Annotated in this window: 18 protein-coding genes; 10 read left to right on the plus strand and 8 right to left on the minus strand. The window is 68.8% G+C overall.

The genetic code is table 11. The features are described from left to right. Nucleotides 1-21: 21 nt before the first annotated feature. Nucleotides 22-1,242: an MFS transporter gene (locus ACIHAO_RS36970; protein ID WP_396565955.1), complete on the minus strand. Its 1,221-nt coding sequence runs from the start codon at nt 1,240-1,242 to the stop codon at nt 22-24. Beyond that, nucleotides 1,239-1,757 carry an ArsR/SmtB family transcription factor gene (locus tag ACIHAO_RS36975; protein WP_396565957.1) on the minus strand — a complete coding sequence of 173 codons (519 nt, stop codon included), beginning with the start codon at nt 1,755-1,757 and terminating at the stop codon, nt 1,239-1,241. The genes ACIHAO_RS36970 and ACIHAO_RS36975 overlap by 4 nt, the downstream gene beginning before the upstream one ends. A 107-nt stretch (nt 1,758-1,864) precedes the next feature. On the opposite strand from ACIHAO_RS36975, the gene ACIHAO_RS36980 reads away from it, so the two are divergent. Then, nucleotides 1,865-2,839, plus strand: coding sequence for an aldo/keto reductase (locus tag ACIHAO_RS36980; RefSeq protein WP_396565959.1), 975 nt, complete (start codon nt 1,865-1,867; stop codon nt 2,837-2,839). Here the strand turns inward: ACIHAO_RS36980 and pqqB are convergent. From pqqB to pqqA, 5 genes are all read right to left on the minus strand, one after another. Further along, nucleotides 2,836-3,699, minus strand: a complete 864-nt coding sequence (pqqB, locus tag ACIHAO_RS36985) for a pyrroloquinoline quinone biosynthesis protein PqqB (RefSeq protein ID WP_396565961.1) — start codon at nt 3,697-3,699, stop codon at nt 2,836-2,838. The two genes, ACIHAO_RS36980 and pqqB, sit on opposite strands and share 4 nt — an antisense overlap. After that, complete coding sequence (gene pqqE, locus ACIHAO_RS36990) at nt 3,696-4,778, minus strand: pyrroloquinoline quinone biosynthesis protein PqqE (RefSeq protein ID WP_396565963.1); 1,083 nt, start codon at nt 4,776-4,778, stop codon at nt 3,696-3,698. Before pqqE ends, pqqB begins: the two co-directional genes overlap by 4 nt. Then, complete coding sequence (gene pqqD, locus ACIHAO_RS36995; RefSeq protein ID WP_396565965.1) at nt 4,769-5,041, minus strand: pyrroloquinoline quinone biosynthesis peptide chaperone PqqD; 273 nt, start codon at nt 5,039-5,041, stop codon at nt 4,769-4,771. Before pqqD ends, pqqE begins: the two co-directional genes overlap by 10 nt. Before the next feature lie 2 nt (nt 5,042-5,043). Continuing rightward, nucleotides 5,044-5,724 carry a pyrroloquinoline-quinone synthase PqqC gene (gene pqqC, locus ACIHAO_RS37000; protein ID WP_396565967.1) on the minus strand — a complete coding sequence of 227 codons (681 nt, stop codon included), beginning with the start codon at nt 5,722-5,724 and terminating at the stop codon, nt 5,044-5,046. A gap of 85 nt (nt 5,725-5,809) precedes the next feature. Beyond that, nucleotides 5,810-5,905 (minus strand): pyrroloquinoline quinone precursor peptide PqqA, encoded by a 96-nt coding sequence (gene pqqA / locus ACIHAO_RS37005; protein WP_396565969.1) that lies wholly within the window; start codon nt 5,903-5,905, stop codon nt 5,810-5,812. A gap of 315 nt (nt 5,906-6,220) precedes the next feature. Here pqqA and ACIHAO_RS37010 point away from each other — a divergent pair, with 315 nt between their 5' ends. After that, nucleotides 6,221-7,207 carry a PQQ-dependent sugar dehydrogenase gene (locus ACIHAO_RS37010; RefSeq protein ID WP_396565971.1) on the plus strand — a complete coding sequence of 329 codons (987 nt, stop codon included), beginning with the start codon at nt 6,221-6,223 and terminating at the stop codon, nt 7,205-7,207. 67 nt (nt 7,208-7,274) lie between these two features. Here ACIHAO_RS37010 and ACIHAO_RS37015 read toward each other — a convergent pair whose 3' ends face one another. Continuing rightward, a complete protein-coding gene (locus ACIHAO_RS37015; protein ID WP_396565973.1) occupies nt 7,275-8,651 on the minus strand; it encodes a wax ester/triacylglycerol synthase family O-acyltransferase in 1,377 nt (458 codons plus the stop codon). Nucleotides 8,652-8,746: 95 nt separating this feature from the next. Here ACIHAO_RS37015 and ACIHAO_RS37020 point away from each other — a divergent pair, with 95 nt between their 5' ends. The 8 genes from ACIHAO_RS37020 (at nt 8,747) to ACIHAO_RS37055 (ending at nt 18,713) form a co-directional block, all read left to right on the plus strand. After that, a complete protein-coding gene (locus ACIHAO_RS37020; protein WP_396565975.1) occupies nt 8,747-9,760 on the plus strand; it encodes a glutathione S-transferase family protein in 1,014 nt (337 codons plus the stop codon). Beyond that, complete coding sequence (locus tag ACIHAO_RS37025) at nt 9,744-10,901, plus strand: NAD(P)/FAD-dependent oxidoreductase (RefSeq protein WP_396565977.1); 1,158 nt, start codon at nt 9,744-9,746, stop codon at nt 10,899-10,901. The genes ACIHAO_RS37020 and ACIHAO_RS37025 overlap by 17 nt, the downstream gene beginning before the upstream one ends. Then, nucleotides 10,894-11,514, plus strand: coding sequence for a pyridoxamine 5'-phosphate oxidase family protein (locus tag ACIHAO_RS37030; RefSeq protein WP_396565979.1), 621 nt, complete (start codon nt 10,894-10,896; stop codon nt 11,512-11,514). The genes ACIHAO_RS37025 and ACIHAO_RS37030 overlap by 8 nt, the downstream gene beginning before the upstream one ends. Before the next feature lie 316 nt (nt 11,515-11,830). Further along, nucleotides 11,831-13,462 carry a thiamine pyrophosphate-binding protein gene (locus tag ACIHAO_RS37035; protein ID WP_396565981.1) on the plus strand — a complete coding sequence of 544 codons (1,632 nt, stop codon included), beginning with the start codon at nt 11,831-11,833 and terminating at the stop codon, nt 13,460-13,462. Further along, the gene (locus ACIHAO_RS37040) at nt 13,459-15,519 is read left to right on the plus strand and encodes a hydantoinase/oxoprolinase family protein (protein ID WP_396565983.1); all 2,061 of its coding nucleotides are present in this window, start codon (nt 13,459-13,461) and stop codon (nt 15,517-15,519) included. Before ACIHAO_RS37035 ends, ACIHAO_RS37040 begins: the two co-directional genes overlap by 4 nt. Next, nucleotides 15,516-17,225 (plus strand): hydantoinase B/oxoprolinase family protein, encoded by a 1,710-nt coding sequence (locus ACIHAO_RS37045; RefSeq protein ID WP_396565985.1) that lies wholly within the window; start codon nt 15,516-15,518, stop codon nt 17,223-17,225. The genes ACIHAO_RS37040 and ACIHAO_RS37045 overlap by 4 nt, the downstream gene beginning before the upstream one ends. A 2-nt stretch (nt 17,226-17,227) precedes the next feature. After that, entirely contained in the window at nt 17,228-18,013 is a 786-nt protein-coding gene (locus ACIHAO_RS37050; protein WP_396565987.1) for an SDR family NAD(P)-dependent oxidoreductase, read from the plus strand. A 4-nt stretch (nt 18,014-18,017) separates the two neighbouring features. Beyond that, nucleotides 18,018-18,713: a GntR family transcriptional regulator gene (locus ACIHAO_RS37055; RefSeq protein ID WP_396565989.1), complete on the plus strand. Its 696-nt coding sequence runs from the start codon at nt 18,018-18,020 to the stop codon at nt 18,711-18,713. Nucleotides 18,714-18,847 lie beyond the last annotated feature (134 nt).

Raw genomic sequence — 18,847 nt, forward strand, 5'->3', positions numbered from 1 at the left:
TTTGCTGTCGCTTCCAGCGGGTCAGGGCTGGGCCGCGTGGGTCTTTCGGACGAGCCCGCGCACCTGGCCGCTGCACAGTGCGAGACAGGTGGCCGCCACGACCAGGGCGGCGCAAGCGAGCAGTGTCGTGCTGACCCCGAAGTGCTGGGCGGCCGGGCCGGCCGCCATCTGGCCGAGGGGGAGGGCGATGAAGGAACCGAGCATGTCGTAGGAGTAGACGCGCGCGAGCTTTTCCTCGGGCACGTTCTCCTGCAGCGAGACGTCCCACGCGACCACGAACTGCTCGATCGCCAGGCCGGACACGAACATGGCGGCCAGCAGCAGCGGCAGCCACGGCGCCTGGCCGAGGAGGATCAACGGCGGCGCTTCGAAAAGGATCACCGCGACGCCGACGAACAGCGCGCGCCGCGGCTGCCATCGAGCCACGAGGATCCCGCCGACGAGTGAGCCGATCGTCTGTGCGGCGAGGGCGAACCCCCAGCCGGAGCGGCCGAAACTGCTGTCGGCGACGACGGGACCGAGTACCGCGATCCCGCCGGCGATGACCGCGTTGACCACCATGAACTGCACGACCACGACCCACACCCAGGTCCGTGACCGGAACTCGCGCCAGCCTTCGACGAGTTCCGCCAGCGGGCGGCTGCCGGGGATCCGTTCCCGGCGGCTGAGGCGGATACGCCGGTAGGACAGGGCGGAGCCCAGGAACAGCAGCGCGTTCCCGCCGAGTGCCCAGCCGGGGCCGACCGCGGTGACCAGGATGCCGCCGAGGCCGGCGCCGGCGATCCGGCCGGAGTTCGAGAGCAGCCTGCCGAGGGCGTTGGCCGGTGCCAGCAGGGCCGCGGGCACCGTCAACGGGGTGAGCGACGCCGACGCGGGGGCGGAGATCGCGGACACCGCGCCGTTGACCACGCTGAGGCCGACCAGCAGCGGGATCGACGCGAATCCACAAAGGACACTCGCCGCGATGACGGCCTGGGTCACGGTGGCGGCGAGTTCGGTGCCCTGCAGGATCACCGAACGCGGCAGGCGGTCCGCCAGCACCCCGCCGAACAGCAGCAGGACCACACTCGCCACCGAACGCGCGCCCACGACGATGCCGATGTCGACGGCCGAACCGGTCAGGTCGATCACGGCGAACGCCAGCGCGAGCGGGGCGACGGCGTTGCCGAACTCCCCGAACGTGCGGCCGCCGATCAGCCAGCGGAAGTTGCGGTGGCGCAGGGGTTCGCGCAGTGACGTCACGATCGTGTCATTTCGAACAGCGACACCGTCGCGCTGACCGGGATCGTGCCCCGGGTGCGGGGCGGCCGGGCGGCCGAGTGCAGCAGCCTGCTCAGTTCGCGAGCGTGTTCGAGCGCCTTCTCCCAGGTCCCGCGGTCGACCCACATCTCGGCGTCGGTCATCGACGCGCGTTCGCCCGGGGCGCGGAATTCGCCGCGGCGCTTGAGTTCTTCGGCCATTGTCGCGAGGAGAAGCTGCTCCTCCCGCGGATTCGCCGACGTGAAATGCGTCCCGGACTCCGGGTCGTGCCGGTAGCGCTTCGCCAGCCCGCCTCGGATCCGGACCTCCTCGGCGATGTCGAGCAGTCCGGCCTCGTGGAGCCGTCGCAGGTGATAGCTGACATTCGCTTGTGTCTCACCGAGTTCGCGCGCGGCCTCGGCCGCACTCATCGCGACACCGGTCAAAAGCGACAGAATGCGCAGCCGTACGGGATGGGCGAGGACGCGCAGCCCGTCGAGGCCGGGAGAATCGGACATGAAGCGAGTATCGACTGCCGGGACGCCGACCGTCAAACAGTTATTTGGGGGTGTCATTGGCCGGGAGATCCGGTGCGGTGATCCGGCGTCTGTGCTCTGCTGAAGGTATGCGTACGACGACATTGGGCAGGAGCGGTCTCGAAGTTTCGAGGGTCGCTTTCGGCACTTGGCAGCTCGGCGGGGACTGGGGCTCCTTCGACGAGGGCGCGGCCATCGCCGCGATCCATCACGCCCGCGAGCTCGGGGTCGATTTCTTCGACACCGCCCAGGCCTACGGTTTCGGGAAATCCGAAGCGATGCTCGGGAAGGCGTTGCGCGAAGAACTCAAGCGCGACCGCGACAACCTCGTCATCGCCACGAAAGGCGGAATCAAGCCGCGTTCCGACCGGCCGCGCGACTCCCGGCGCGAGTGGCTGACCCAGGGAATCGAGGACAGCCTTCGTTTCCTCGACGTCGACCACATCGACCTCTACCAGATCCACTGGCCCGATCCCGATGCGCCGGCCGAGGAGACCGCGGGGATCCTGCAGGAATTCGTCGACGCCGGGAAGATCCGGCACGTCGGTGTCTCGAACTACGACGCCGCGGGGCTGGCCGACTTCGACCGGACCCGTCCGGTGGAGACCTTGCAGCCGCCGTATCACCTGTTCCGCCGGGACATCGAAACCGATCCGCTGCCGTACGCGCGGGAGAACGACATCGGCGTGCTCGTGTACAGCCCGCTGGGCAGTGGCCTGCTGACCGGTTCCTTCACGCCGGAAACGACGTTCGAGAAGACCGACTGGCGTTCCCGGTCTTCGGCGTTCACCGGTGAGACCTTCCGGCGCAATCTCGCCGTCGTCGACCGGCTCAAGGAATTCGCCGCGGGCAAGGGGATCTCGGTCGGTCAGCTCGCGATCGCGTGGACGCTCGCCCAGCCGGGCGTGCAGGTCGCGATCGTGGGCGCGCGCAAGGTGGCCAACATCGAGGCCAGTCTCGCCGCGGCCGACGTCGACCTGACAGCGGACGATCTCGCGGAGATCGATCGGCTCACCGCCGACGCCGTCCCGGTGTCGGGCGCGAGTCCGGAAGGTGTCACCTAGAGCTTGAATTCGGTACCGTCCAAGGGAAGCGAGGCGCCGGCGTCCAGGACGGCGGCGTGCTCCGGCGAGGCGGGGTCGATCACCGGGTTCGTGTTGTTCAGATGTGTGTACGCCCAGCGCGGGCCGGGCCGGAGCCTCGCGAGACTTCCGGTGATCGGCAGATGTCCCATCGCCAGCTGGGCGCCGTCGCCGACCTCGGCCGCGGTGGCGCCCGACATTTCGTCCGGCGCGAAGAAAGTTCCGTCCAGAAACACCAGGCCGGCGTCGCGAGTGAACTCGTCGAAGCCGTCCGGCCAGCTCTTCAGGCAAGGCGCGTAGACGAAGACGCCGCCGGTCTGGACGTCTTCGACCCGGTACGCCACCACCCATGGGCCGTCCTCAGTGGACGAACGTGCGTACTTCGGCCGCTTGTCGCTCACGGGAAGCGCGCTCACCCGGAGTCCGTCGATGGCGATTTCCGACGACGGAAGCCAGTCCCAGCCGCCGTAGCCGTCGATGATCGACCGCGCGGGGAACTGTGCGGAGAGCGCGTGCAGGACAGCGTCCGGTGCCCACACCGGGAGTCCGCCCGCTTCGCGCAACAGAAGCAAGCCGAGTGAATGATCGAGCTCGGCGTCGGTGAGCAGCACCCCGCGCAGCGGGATCTCCCTCGGCCCTGGCCCGGCACGCAGCGGTGGGGTGGCGAGGATCTGCGCGCGGATGTCCGGCGACGCGTTGAGCAGGTACCAGCCCTCGCCGTCGGCGCTCACCGCGACACAGTCCTGCGTCCGCGGCGGCGCGCCGGAAACGCACCGCGCGCAGGCACAGTTCCATTGCGGGAAGCCGCCGCCCGCCGCGGTACCGAGCAGGATCACCCTCATCGTGGCCCGCGCATCACGAGTTCGTCCGTTTTCGGGGGTGTGGCGAGGATGAGGTCGACGACGTCGCGCCGCGGTGAACGCGAGCAGACGGGGTCCGTGGCCGCGGCGTCGCCGGTGAGCTGGAACGCCTGGCACCGGCAGCCGCCGAAGTCGATCGCGCGCCGCTCGCAGGTGCCGCAGGTGTCCGGCATCCAGTCCTCACCGCGATAGGCGTTGAAGGAGCTGGATTCGTACCAGATCCACGCCAGCGGCCTGTCCCGCACGTTGTCGAACTCCAGCGTCTCGATCGCCGTCGAAGCGGGACACGGCAACACGTTCCCGTCGGGTGCCACGGTCAGCTGCCGCGCGCCCCAGCCGTACATGCAGGGCTTCGGGTATCGCTCGTAGTAGTCGGCGACGACGTAGATGATCTCCATGCGCCCGCGCAGCCGTTCGGTGGCCGCGCGCACGATCGGCTCGGCCTCGTCGAGTTGCCGCCGGGTCGGCATGAGGGCGTCGCGGTTGCGCAGGGCCCAGCCGTAGTACTGCGTGTTGGCCAGTTCGAGCCGGTCCGCGCCCATTTCCTCGGCGAGGGCGATGATCCCGGCGAGCTGATCGTGGTTCCGCCGGTGCAGGACGACGTTCACCGAAAGCGGCAGCCCGGCCTTCTTGATCAGCTCGGCGACGATCAGCTTCCGGTCGTGGGCCCGTGCGCCGGCGAGCCGGTCCGCGCGTTCGGCTGTCGCACCCTGGACGGACAGCTGGATGTGCGCGATGCCGCGTTCGACGAGATCGTCCAATCTGGACTCGGTCAGTCCGAGCCCGGACGTCACCAGGTTCACGTAGCAACCCAGTTTCGTGGCGTGTTCGACCAGGACGGGCAGGTCCGGCCGGGCGAGTGGCTCACCGCCGGACATGTGTACCTGGAGCACGCCGAGCTCCCGCGCCTGCGAGAGCACGGAAATCCATTCCTCTGTGGACAGTTCGCCGTCGCGGGCGATCAGTTCGACCGGATTCGAACAGTACGGACAGTGCAGTGGGCAGCGGTGGGTCAGCTCGGCGAGCATGCCCAGCGGCGGTGCCGCGGTTTTCAGGTCCATTCGACGATCCGCCGTTCTCCCAGCCGGGACAGGACGTCGAGGATCTCTTCCTCGCGCACACCGGAATAGCGCTCGCGCAGTGCCGACGCGATCGCCGTGACGTCCTCGACGCCGTCGCAGAGCTGGAGTACGGCGGCGGCGGTCGGATTCGGGACGAGTACGCCTTCGGGGAACAGGAGGACGTGTGTTTCCCTGGTCTGGTCATAGCTCAGCCGGACCCCGCGCCGCAGCCGCGGCACCGAGCCCATTTCGAGGGTGCTCATCGCTACTCCTTGGCCGCGGCGCGCTCGATGGCGTCGAGCATGGACCAGAGCACGTCGGTCTTGAACGACAGCGCGGCGATCGCCTTCTCCTGTTGCTCGCGGGTGACCGCGTGTTGCACGACGATGTCGAGCGTTCCCTTGCCCTCGCCGGAGACCTTGTCGATGCGATTGGTGAAGTAGGCGAGGTCTTCCCGCGCGATCCACGAATAGTTCGCCAGCATGTCGGCGACCCGCCGCTGCATGAGATGGCCGGCGAACATTTCGGTCAGCCCCGAAGCGACCGCTTCGAGCCACGGTTTCGTGCGGGCGAAAGTCACGTAGGCGTCGACGGCGAACCGTACGCCGGGGGCGACGTGCCGCTGATCGAGAACCTCTTCGCGATCGAGCCCGACCGCGGTGCACAAGCGGAGCCATCGCTCGATTCCGCCGTCGCCTGCCTTCATCCCGTCGTGATAGACGATGCGGTCGAGCCACTCCCGGCGTATTTCCGGCAACGGGCAGTTGCTGATGATCGCCGCGTCCTTCTGCGGGAGCACGCATTGGTAATACCAGCGGTTCGCGGCCCAGATCTTCAGCTCGTACTCGGACAGGTCGCCGCGGTGCATCCGCTCGTGGAACGGGTGGGTGCCCCAATAGCGGTGCGAAAGCCCGCGCAAGGCCGCGATGAAGTCCGACGACGACATGAGGGACACCGGGCTGCCTCCAACGGCTCGCTGATCGGGACGGCGGCGCGGTGGTGGGGGACGGCCCCCACCACCGGATGCGAAGTCAGTCCTCCATGCGGGCCGCGTAGGCGGTGACCTCCATGGGGGTTTCATACTCGACGAAGTCGGGGGTGGTCCATACCTCGATGGTGTCGATCATTTCCGCTCCTAACGTCCACATGGGATCGAACAGGGCCGAGCCACCGCCACCCTAGAAGCGGTCCGCCGATTCTGACCAGACGTAAGGACCGACTTCCGGAGGGGTTTTGTAAAGTTTCCTACCTATGGCCGATCGAGCCGCCCCGATCGTCACGCTCGGCGCATATAACGGTTAACGGCGGGCACTGTCGATAGCCCGTCCAGTGGTGTCCGTTTCGTCCTGCGGTGTGTTTGTATCCAACTCGACGGGTGCACCCCGACCACCCGCCCACCGCCGCCATCCGAGCTCCAGGGGTGTAGCTGAAGGAGGCGTCCCATGTCCTTACGTCGTACTCTCGCCGCCACGTTCGCAGCCGCGACGGCCGTGTCGATCGCGGCCGTTCCGGCGGCGGCCGCCGAAGCGCCGTCCGTTCAGGCGATCAGACAACTCGCGAGCGGCCTCAACCAGGCGTGGTCGATCGACTTCCTGCCCGACGGAACCGGTCTCTTCACGCAGAAGGACGCCAAGACGATCAGCAAGATCGACAAGGCGGGCAAGGTCACCACGGTCCAGACCATCCCCGGGGTGAGTGTCACCGCGGAGGCCGGCCTGCTCGGCATCGCCGTTTCGCCGAACTACGCCGCCGACCAGACGGTCTTCATCTACTACACGACCAGTTCCGACAACCGGATCGCCAAGCTGAAGCTGGGCCAGACGCCGACGCCGATCGTCACCGGCATCCCGCGTGGTTCGCAGTACCACCACGGCGGGCGGATCAGGTTCGGCCCGGACGGCTACCTCTACGCGGGCACCGGCGACGGCCAGAACGGCGCCAACGCGCAGAACAAGAACTCCCTCGGCGGCAAGGTCCTGCGCGTCACCACCGACGGCGCGGCCGCGCCCGGCAATCCGTTCAACAGCCGCGTCTACTCCTACGGCCACCGCAACGTCCAGGGCCTGACCTGGGCGAACGGTCAGCTGTACGTCTCCGACATCGGCGCCAACCGGCTCGACGAGCTGAACAAGATCGAGGCGGGCAAGAACTACGGCTGGCCGACCTGCGAGGGCCCGTGCAACACGGCGGGGATGACCAACCCGGTCAAGGCATGGCCGACGTCTTCGGCGACGCCGAGCGGGCTCGCGGCCTACAAGGGCTCGCTGTACATGGCTTCGCTCAAGGGCGGCACGTACAAGCTCGACCTGAACGGCAACGGCGGCAAGCTCTGGACCAATCTCGGCCGCACGCGTGACGCGGTCGCCGGCCCGGACGGCCAGCTGTACACGATCACCCCGGGCGCCCTCTACGTCTCCGACGGCAGCTGACCCCCCGACGCAATTCGTCACCTGGTTGCGATGCTCCGGCATCGCATTTAGGTGACGAATTGCGGGGTCAGGCGCGCCCGACGGAGACCGCGTGTTCGAGTTCGACCAGCGCGGTGTCCAGGTGGGTCAGGATGCGCTGGAGATGCGGGACGCTGCGGCGGCAGCCGGTGACGCCGAAGTCCAGGTTGTCCCCGTTGCTGGTCAGCGTGATGTTCAGCGCCTGCCCGTCGAGCAGCACCGACGCCGGGTAGATGCCGTCGAGCGACGCGCCGTTCCAGTACATCTGCTTACGCGGCCCTGGCACATTGGAGATCACCAGGTTGAACGGCGGTTTCGTGTTGTTCACGAAACCGGGGATCGGCGACACGCCGAGCTGGGCGACGTTGATCCCCGACAGCAGCAGCGTCTGCAACGGGGTCAGCTCCGAGAACAGCTTCTTCCCGTTCCGCATCGACGCGTTGATCGTCGCGAGCCGCGCGGCCGGATCGCTCAGGTGCGTGGCCAGATTGCACAGCAGCGCGCCGATGTTGTTCCCCGCCGCGTCCCCGCTGTCCTTACGCCGCAGGGAAACCGGGACCATCGCGGTCAGCGGCGCGTCGGGGAGCGCGTTCTGTTCGATCAGGTAGTCCCGCAGCGCTCCCGAGCACATCGCGAGGACGACGTCGTTGCGCGACACCCCGGCCGCCGTGGCGATCTTGCGTACCCTGTCCAGCGACCAGGACTGCGCCGCGAACCGCCGGGCACCGCCGATCGGGACGTTGAACATCGTCTTCGGCGCCTGCGAAGGCAGCGTCAGGGTGTGCTCCTGGAACGCCTCGCGCGCCACCTTCATCGCGGCGGGCGCGATACCGGCGAGCTGGTTGACCGTCTTGCCCATGGTCTGGAACAGCGAGGGCGACGCCTTGCCGTTGCGGCCGCCGTCGGGTTTGGGCCGGGAGCCCCACGGCGGCGGGCAGTCGAGGTCGAACGGGTCGTCCGACAGCGTGCCCTGCAGATGCCGCAGCGCCGAGACCCCGTCCATCAGCGCGTGGTGGATCTTGCTGTAGATCGCGAACCGGCCGTCCTGCAGACCCTCGACCAGGTGGATCTCCCACAGGGGGCGATGCCGGTCGAGAAGGGTGCTGTGCCAGCGTCCGGTCAGTTCCAGCAGTTCGCGGATCCGGCCGGGCTGGGGCAGCGCCGAATGCCGGAAGTGGTAGTCGAGTTCGAGTTCGGTGTCGGTCGACCAGGCGAGGTGGCCCGCGGTGTTGACCGGCCGGGCGGGACGGCGCCGGAACACCGGGCGCATGTTGTCGGAATCGAGCAGTTTCCGGCGGATGTCACGCAGGTAGTCGGGCCCGGCGTCCTCGGGTTTCTTGAACAGTTGCAGCCCGCCGACGTGCATCGGATGTTCGCGCGTCTCGACGAGAAGGAACATCGAGTCGGTCACGGGCATGAACGGCATCGTCGGACCACCTTCCGCGCGGCGGCGTGCGAGCACGCCGGGTGCCAGAGTCTACGCACACCGAAACCACCATCTCACGCTTTAGGGTGGCTCACATGACGATCCCGACCGATCCGCAGACTGGTGAGTTCCGTCGGTCCGCCAACCATTTCGACGCGCGTGTCACCGCCGACGGCCGTGACGGCTGGCCGGTGGAGGCGGGGAGATACCGGCTGGTGGTGAGCCGGGCCTGTCCCTGGGCGAGCCGCGGGCTGGTCGTCCGGCGGCTGCTCGGCCTCGAGTCCGCGCTGAGCGTGGCCGTCGCCGACCCGATCCAGGACGAGAAGAGCTGGCGGTTCACCCTCGATCCCGATGACCGGGATCCGGTACTCGGCATCAAGTACCTGGCGGAGGCCTATCACGCGGCCGACCCGCATTACATGGGCGGCATCAGCGTTCCGGCCATTGTGGACATTCCGAGCAAACGGCTCGTGAGCAACGACTATCCCCAGATCACCTTGGATCTGTCCACCGAATGGACCAGTCTCCACCGGCCCGGCGCGCCCGACCTCTACCCGGAGCGGCTGCGTGACGAGATCGACGACGTCAACGTGGGCGTCTACGCGGATGTCAACGCCGCTGTGTACCAAGCCGGTTTCGCGACCAAACAGGCCGCGTACGAGGACGCGTACACCCGGCTCTTCGCCATGCTGGACGTGCTTTCCGAGCGGCTGGAAAAGCAGCGCTACCTCGTCGGTGACACGATCACCGAAGCGGACATCCGGCTGTTCACCACGCTCGTCCGCTTCGATCCGGTGTATCACGGGCATTTCAAATGCAACCGGAACAAACTGACCGAAATGCCGGTGCTGTGGGCCTACGCCCGTGACCTCTTCCAAACGCCGGGTTTCGGTGACACCGTCGATTTCGACCACATCAAGCGGCACTACCACGCGGTGCACGAGCAGGTGAACCCGACGCGGATCGTCCCTTTGGGACCGGACCTGTCCGGCTGGACGGCGCCGCACCACCGGGAGCAGCTGGGCGGGCGCCCGTTCGGCGACGGCACGCCGCCGGGACCGCCGCCCGAGGACGAACGGATCGGGGACACGGATGGAGCCACTTCCTGAACGCACCGACGTCGTCGTGATCGGCGGCGGCATCGTCGGGGTCAGCTGCGCGTACCGGCTCGCCGCGGCCGGGGTCTCGGTGCTGCTGCTCGAACGCGGGACCCTCGGCGGAGGCTCGACGGCGAAGGCCGCGGGCGGGATCCGGTCGTCGTTCACCACCCGGGTCAACATCGAGATCGGGTTGCGCGGGCTGGCCGAGTACGCCTCCTTCGCCGAGACGTACGGGACCGAGATCGACTTCCGCCGCGACGGCTACCTGTACCTGGTCACCGACCCGGCCGACCTGCCCGAATTCGAGCGCTGCGCCGAACTGCAGAACTCCTACGGCGTCCGCAGCCGGCTCGTCGAGCCCGCCGAGGCGCGGCGGTTCTCCCCACTGATCGACACCGACGGCGTGATCGCGGCCCTGTGGTCGCCGGACGACGCCAAGGCGACTCCCGACTCCGCGGTCCAGGGCTACGCGCGGGCGGCCCGCGGGCACGGCGCGGCGCTGAGGACCGGTGTCGAAGTCGTCGGGATCGAGCGCGACGGCGACGAGATCACCGGTGTCCTGACCGGTGAAGGCTTCGTGCGGGCGAACGCGGTGGTCTGCGCGGCGGGCGCGTGGTCGGGGCGGATCGGCGAACTCGCCGGCGTCGACCTCCCGGTGCGGCCGTTCCGGCGGCAGGTCGTGTTCACCGGCCCGGTCGCGGACCTGCCCGGATCCGTGCCGCTGACCATCGAGATGCCGTCCGCGTTCTACTTCCACCGCGAGGGCCTCGGCCTGGCGATGTCCTTCTGCGACGGTGACGGCGATCCCGGCTTCGACACCCGCTACCAGCCTGGCGACTGGCTGCCGAAACTCGCCGAAATCGCCGCGCGCCGGGTGCCCGCGGTGCTCGGCGCCGGGATCCGCGGCGGCTGGGCCGGGCTGTACGAGGTCACCCCCGACCGCAACCAGATCGTGGGGGAAAGCGTGCAGGTGTCGCGGTTCTTCTACGCGACCGGCTTTTCGGGACACGGGTTCCAGATGGGCCCGGCGGTGGGGGAGCTCGTGCGGGACCTCTACCTGGGGCGGGTCCCGGCCATCGACATCACCGGGCTCGACGTCCGCCGTTTCGACGGCGACCGGGCCGTGACGAGGGAGCACAACATTGTCTGAGTTCGTCGAAGTCACCACCGAGGCCGAGCTGCGCGAGATCCTGCCGCCGCCGCTGGAGCGGACCGCGAACAAGGCGCGTCCGAAGCTGCACGAGATGGATCGCCAGTGGCTCGCGGAGTCACCGTTCGTACTGATCGCGACGTCGGCGGCCGACGGCACCTGCGACGTCTCACCGAAGGGCGACCCGGCCGGGTTCACACTGGTGCTGGACGACACGCGGGTCGCCATCCCGGAGCGCCCCGGCAACCGGCGCGCCGACGGGTTCCGCAACGTGCTGTCGAACCCGCACGTCGGGCTGATCTACCTGATCCCCGGCCGCGGCGACACCCTGCGGATCAACGGCCGCGCGCGGCTCGTGCGGGAAGCGCCGTTCTTCGACGACATGATCGTGAAGAGCAGCCGTCCGAAGCTGGCGCTGGTGGTCGACATCGACGAGATCTTCCACCACTGCCAGAAGGCGTTCATGCGGTCGAAGCTCTGGTCGCCGGAGAGCTGGGCGCCCGGCGCGCTGCCGTCCCGCGCGGCGATCGCCAAGACCTTCGAACGGCCGGAGGAGAGCTTGGCCGACCTCGAGGCGTATTACGGTCCCGCCTACGCGGCCGGGTTGTACTGACCTCGTGAGTGGTCTTGAGGGGTAAGCAAGGTTGGCTGGTTGCGAAAGTGGCTTTCGCAACGAAGGGGGAGGGTGCGCTAGCGAAAGGGGCGCTTCCCCGCACCCGGGACGTGGCCCTTGCCGAACCCACGGTCGAGATGCGTCGCGAAAGCCACTTTCGCGACGCCTGAGGTCCCGAAAGTGGCTTTCGCGACATGGTCGCCTCACGGCCGCGAGCGAACCACCTTTGCGCCACCCGTGGACAACCGTCCTCACCCCTCACGAGACCGGTTGCGATGGTTGCTGGATCGTTGAACGATCTGGCACTATCGGCGGGGTGCCTGCACCCACCGGAGCCCAGCATCTCGCCGACGCGCTGACCGCTCTGGGGGCCGAAGTCGTCTTCGGTCTCCCTGGGGTGCACAACCTGCCGTTATGGGAGGCGCTGGCCGATACGGACATCCGGCTCGTCGGGGTCCGGCACGAGCAGACGGCCGGGTACGCGGCGGACGGTTATGCCCGCGCGACCGGCAAGCTCGGCGTCGCGTTGGTGACCACGGGCCCGGGCGCGGCGAACACGCTCGCCGCCGTCGGCGAGGCCATGGCGTCGGCGGCGCCGGTGCTGGTCATCGCGACCGACATCCCCTCCACGCTGCGACGGCCCGGCGTGGTCCGCGGCGTGCTGCACGAGACGTCGGATCAGCAGGCGATGTTCGCGCCGGTCACCAAGGCCGGGTTCACCGTCTCGAGCGCCGACCAGGTCGCCGCGACGCTCCACCGCGCGGCCCGGCTCGCGCTCCAGCCGCAGAGCGGGCCGGTCTATCTCGGCATCCCGGCCGACTTCCTGTCGGAGCGGACGCCGGCGCGTCGTCCGCCGAGGTCGCACGCCAGGCCCGCCGAGATCCCGGATCTCACCGAGGCCGAGGCGCTCCTCGCCACCGCCGACCGGCCGCTGATCTGGGCGGGAGGGGGCGCGCTGCGCGCCGGGGCGGGTGAGGCGATCGGGAAACTCGCCGAACGGCTGGCCGCGCCGGTGCTCACCACGTTCGGTGCTCGCGGGCTCCTGCCGGTCGATCATCCTTGTCTCGCCCCGAATCCGGTGCATGCGCCCGAAGTCGGGGCGCTGTGGGACGAAGCCGACGTCGTCCTCGCCATCGGCACCGACTTCGACGGGCTGATGACGCAGAACTGGCTGATGCCACAGCCGAAGAAGCTCATCGCGATCAACGTCGACCCGGACGACGCCGCCAAGAACTACCAGCCGGACATCACACTGGTCGGGGACGCCCGGGTGCTCACCGAGGCGCTCAAGGTCGAGGAACGGCCCGGTATCGCGGCGCTCGTCGGCAGGCTCGCCAAGGTCTCCGCCCGGGTCCGGCAGCGGATCAAGGAAGAGGAGCCGCAGGCCGCGGACCTTCTGTCCACTTTGGATGAGGTGCTGCCGCCCGACGCCGTCGTGGTCGCGGACATGTGCGTGGCCGGATACTGGATCGGCGGCTTCCACCGGGTCCGCGCGCCGCGTAAACTCGCGTATCCGATGGGCTGGGGCACCCTCGGTTACGGCTTCCCGGCCGCGCTCGGCGCCGGCGCGGCGGGCACCGGCCGCGCGATCTGCGTCAGTGGTGACGGCGGTTTCCTGTTCGCCTGCGGTGATCTCGCCACGATGGCGCAGGAGCAGTTGCCGGTCACGGTGATCATCGTCGACGACGGTGGCTACGGGATGCTTCGGTACGACCAGGACCGGGCCGGGCTCCCGCGCCGGGGTGTCGACTGGGACAGTCCCGATTTCGTCGGACTGGCGAGGTCCTTCGGCGTGCACGCGGACCGGGTGTCCGGGTTCGGGCGCGCGTTCCGGCGGCTGCTCGGCGAGTTCATCGAGTCCGACGAACCGAACGTGCTGGTCGTCCGCGCGAAGATGGCGCCGCCGCTCAACACGTCGCCGCGCTGGTACCGCAAGGAAACCCCTTGACCGGGCTCCGCGTCGGCGTGGACATCGGCGGTACGTTCACCGATCTCTGCGTGCTCGACGAGACCGGTGTCGTCGCCGTCGGCAAGGTGCTGACGACGCACGACGAGCCCGCTCGCGCGGTGGAGGAAGGTCTCAAGAGGACACTCGCCGACGCCGGGCTGCACGCGGGCGACGTCGAGCAGTTCGTGCACGGGACCACGCTGGTCACGAACGCGCTGATCGAGCGCAAGGGGGCGCGCACCGCCCTGCTGGCGACGGCCGGTTTCCGTGACGTGCTGGAGATGCGGCGCGAGCACCGGTACGAACTGTACGACCTGCTCATCGAGCTTCCCGACCCGCTGGTCCCGCGTCACCTGCGGTTCGACGTCCCCGAGCGGATCCTCGCCGACGGGACGGTCCACAAAGGACTGGATGAAGAGTACGTCGCGCGGCTCGGCCGCGAACTCGACGCCCGCGGGATCGACGCGGTGGCGATCTGTTTCCTGCACGCCTTCACGAATCCCGCGCACGAACGGCGGGCAGCCGAAGTGCTCAAGGACGTCGCGCCCCGGTTGCGGGTCGCGCTGTCCAGTGAGGTCGTCCCCGAGATCCGCGAGTTCGAACGCGCGTCGACCACGGTGGCGAACGTGTACGTCCAGGATCTGACCGAACGTTATCTCCTTGATCTCGAACGGCGCCTGCACGAGGCCGGGGTGCGGCCGTCGCCGCACATCATGCTTTCCAACGGCGGGATCGCGACCGTCGGCACCGCCGCGCGCTACCCGATCCGCATCCTCGAATCCGGGCCGGCCGGCGGGGCGCTGGCCGCGTCCGCGATCGGTTCCGCGGCGGGGATCGGGGATCTGCTGGCCTTCGACATGGGCGGCACGACGGCGAAACTGTGCATGATCTCCGACGGCGCGCCGCTGGTGACGCACGAATTCGAAGTGGACCGGAAATACCGGCTGCTGCCTGGATCCGGTCTGCCGGTCAAGGTGCCGGTCATCGACATGATCGAGATCGGCGTCGGCGGCGGCTCGATCGCCCGCATCGACGCGCTCGGCCTGCTCACCGTCGGGCCGGATTCGGCGGGGTCCGAGCCCGGCCCGGTCTGTTACGGACGAGGCGGCACCGAGCCGACCGTGACCGACGCCGACCTCGTGCTCGGCTACCTGGATCCGGGGTATTTCCTCGGCGGCGGAATGACTTTGGACGCCGAAGGCGCGCGTGGGGCGATCCGCTCGAAGATCGCGGACCCGCTCGGCGTCAGCGTCGAAGAGGCCGCTTGGGGCATCCACACCAGCGTCAACGAGGACATGGCCAACGCCGCCCGCGTCCACGCCGTCGAGCGCGGCAAGGACCCGGCGAAGCTGCCGATGTTCACCTTCGGCGGCGCCGGGCCGGTGCACGGGGTCGGTGTGGCGCGAGCGCTCGGTGCGCCCGAGGTGGTCGCGCCGAGCGCGGCCGGGGTGCTGAGCGCGGCGGGATTCCTCACCGCGCCGCCGGCCTTCGACTTCGTGCGTTCGGCGCGTGCGGCGGTACTCGATCTTTCCTGGGAACAGGTCGACGCGTTGTTCGCCGAGATGGAGACCGAAGGAAGGGAACTGCTGGAAAAGTCCGGTGTGGACGGTGCGGAGGTGACGCACCGCCGGATCGCCGAGATGCGGTACTCCGGGCAGGGCTACGAGATCCGCGTGCCGGTCGAGCGGGGAAACTGGCCGGATTCGCTGGTCGACGCGTTCACCGAGACCTATCGGACGTTGTACCGGCGGACCGGGCCGGACGTCGCGATCGAGGTGCTCAACTGGCGTGTCGTTTCCCGCGGCCCGGCCCCCGAGGCCACGCTGAAACTCGCGGGCACCGAGGCAGAAGGCGACGCACGCAAGGGGAGCCGTCCGGCGTACTTTCCCGCCGCGGGTGGTTTTGTCGACACGGCGGTGTTCGACAGGTACCGTCTCAAACCGGGCGATCGCGTCGAGGGTCCGGCCATTGTGGAGGAACGCGAGTCCACTGTGGTCGTTCCGCCGGACGCGAACTGTGTCGTCGGCGCGGACGCCGGCCTGGTGGTGACGGTATGAGCGTCGACCCGATCCTGGTGGGCGTGCTGGGAAACCGGCTGCACTCGATCCTGGCCGAACAGCAGAACGCGCTCGTCAACACGGCGTTCTCCTCCGTGGTGCGGGAATCCCTCGATCTCGCCTGCGCGGTGTTCGACTCGCGCGGCGAGATGATCGGCCAGTCCGTCGGCGGGACCCCTGGCCACATCAACGCGATGGCGACCGGGATGCACCACTTCGTCGCCGCGTACCCGCCGAAGACCTTGCAGCCGGGCGATGTCCTGCTCACCAACGACCCGTGGCAGACGGCGGGGCAGATCAACGACATCACCGTCGCCACGCCGGTCTTCCTGCGGGGACGGCTGGTCGCGTGGTTCGCTTCCTGTTGCCACGCGCCGGACATCGGCGGGCGGCTGGTCTCGGCCGAGGCCAACGAGGTCTTCGAAGAGGGCTTGCGCCTGCCGATCATGAAATTCCTCCGCGCGGGCGAGGTCAACGCGGATCTCGAACTGCTGATCCGCGCGAACGTCCGCACGCCGGAGGAGACCATCGGCGACTTGTACGCGCAGGTCACCGGGAACGAGGTCGGTGCCGCCAGCCTGGTGCGGCTGCTGGAGGAATTCGCTCTCGATTCGCTGGACGACGTCGCCGCCGAGATCATGAACCGCTCCGAGCGGGCACTGCGGGACGCGCTGGCGAACCTGCCGGACGGTACGTACACCAGCGAACTGGTGACCGACGGATTCGACGACGAAGAGGTCGTCCTCAAGGTCGCGGTGACCATCGACGGCGAGGAGATCCACCTCGACTTCGCCGGATCGTCGCCGCAGAGCCGCCGCGGAATCAACGTCGTTCTGAACTACACCCGGGCGTATGCCTCGTTCGCGGTCAAGGCCGCCATTTCGCCGGAGGTGCCGCACAACGCGGGCTCCTTCCGGCCGGTGCACGTCACCGCGCCGGAGGGCTCGGTGCTCAACTGCGCGCCGCCCGCGCCGGTCGCGTCCCGGCATCTGATCGGGCACTTCCTGCCGTCACTGCTGATCACCGCACTGCACGAAGCCTTGCCCGGCAACGCTTTGGCGCACAGCGCGGACGCGCTGTGGATGACGATCTGGCGCGGCGCCGACGCCGGTGGACGCGAGTTCATGCTCAACGTCTTCCAGACCGGCGGGATCGGCGCACGGGCCACAAAGGACGGTCTCAGCACCACCGGATTCCCGAGCGGGCTGCGGTCCACCCCGACGGAGGTCATCGAGACGATGGCACCGCTGATCCAGCGCGAACGCGTGCTGCGCAGGGACTCCGGAGGTGCCGGGCGATGGCGCGGCGGTCTCGGCCAGTGCACCACGATGGCCGCTCGCGGTGAGATCTCCTGGAGTGTCAACGGGAACGTCGACCGGGTGCTCCGGCCCGCGTCCGGTGTGGACTCGGGACACGACGGCGCGGTGGGCCGGTTCGAACTCGCCCGTGGTCCTTTGCCGTCGAAGAGCCGGGTGAACCTGCGCCCGGACGATGTCGTGGACGTGATCCTGCCCGGCGGCGGCGGTTACGGCGACCCGTTCGAACGGGAGCCGGAGGCCGTGCTCGCCGACGTCGTCGACGGATACGTGTCGGTGGAAGCCGCGCGCGAACTGTACGGCGTCGAAGTCACCTATCACGGAGAACCCGGGGCGCTGGTGCGGCTTCCGGAGGACTACACAGCGGTTTCGTCGAGAGGGAAGAGATGAGCATGGGTCGGCTGGCCGGCAAGGTCGCGGTGGTCTTCGGGGGCGCGAGGGGCATCGGCCTCGCCACCGTGAAGGAGTTCGTCGCCGAGGGCGCGACCGTGTTCTCCAGCGACATCCGCGAACTCGCCGAACCCGTCGAAGGCGTCCGGCACTCCCTTGTGGACGCCACGGACGAAGGACAGGTCGACGGATTCGTGCGCGGCGTGCTCGCCGAGACGGACCGGGTCGACGTACTGTTCAACAACGTCGGCATCCACCTCGGGAAACCCCTGGCGGACACCACCTTGGCGGAATTCGACAACATCTTCGCGCTGAACGTGCGGGCCGCCTTCCTCGGCACGCGGGCGGTGCTGCCGCGGATGATCGCGAACAAGGCGGGCAGCATCATCACGACGTCGTCCAACGGCGGGGTGATGGGCCGCCCCGGCGACCCGGTGTACAACGCCACCAAACACGCGCTCGTCGGCATGATAAAATCGATCGCCGTCGCGCACGCGCACCAGGGGATCCGGGCGAACACGGTCAACCCGGGCGCGATCGACACGGACATGCTGCGCGGCACACTCGCGTCGCCGGAGGAGTTCGAAGCCAAGCAACACCAGCTGACCGCGAGCACGCCCGCGGCGCGCGTCGGCGAGGCGTGGGAAGTCGCGAAGGCGGTCGTCTTCCTGGCCAGCGACGAATCGCGGTTCATCAACGGGGTCGCGCTGCCCGTCGACGGCGCCAAGGCCGCCGGTGCCATGCCGGGCAACCGGTACAGTCTCGACTTCGAACTCGGCGTCAGGTAGCGCCATGTCCACTCCTGCCGCCGAGGAGACACTGGCCAGAGACAGACCCTTGCTCGAACGGAGCGGGACAGCGGAACGGGTCGCCGAGATCCTGCGCCAGCGCATCACCGAAGGCGTCTTCCCGCCGGGGTCGAGGCTTTCCGAACCGTCGATCAGCGCCGCGTTGGGTGTTTCACGCAACACGCTGCGCGAGTCCTTCCAGCTCCTGGCGCACGAGCGGCTCGCGGTACACGAACTCAACCGCGGCGTGTTCGTGCGCGAGTTGACCGCGCAGGACATCTCGGATCTCTACGTGATGCGGCGGGTCACCGAATGCGGTGCGCTGCGGCGGGCGGCCGAACTGTCCACTGTGGACCTATCGGCCATCGAGGTCGCGGTGCGGGAGGGGCATGCCGCGGCGGGCGAAGGCGACTGGCAGGCCGTCGGGACCGCGAGTATCGCCTTCCATCAAGCGGTGGGCGACCTGGCGGGCAGCGAACGGGTCAGCACGACGATGCGTCAGGTGCTGGCGGAGACGCGGCTCTTCTTCGTGCTGGCGGAGAACACGCGCACGTTCTTCGAGCCGTTCCTGCGGCGGCACGAGAGGATCCTGCGGGACCTGGAACGAGGGCGCTTCGGGCCCGCGGAGACGGCGCTGGAGAAGTACCTGCGGGACGCGGAGAAGCAGCTGTTGGCCGCTTACGACCGGAGGGGTTCGTGAGCTGTGGCGGGCGGCCCCTGCCGGGGTGGGGGGGGGGGCGACAAAGAGAAAAAAAAAACCCCCCCCGAAGGGGGGATGGGGACACCACCGGGGGGTGGTGAGGGGGAGGGGCCGGGGGGGGCGGGCGCGCCCAG

This window comes from Amycolatopsis sp. NPDC052450 (genome assembly GCF_044547565.1).
In the GTDB taxonomy this organism is placed as follows: Bacteria; Actinomycetota; Actinomycetes; order Mycobacteriales; family Pseudonocardiaceae; genus Amycolatopsis.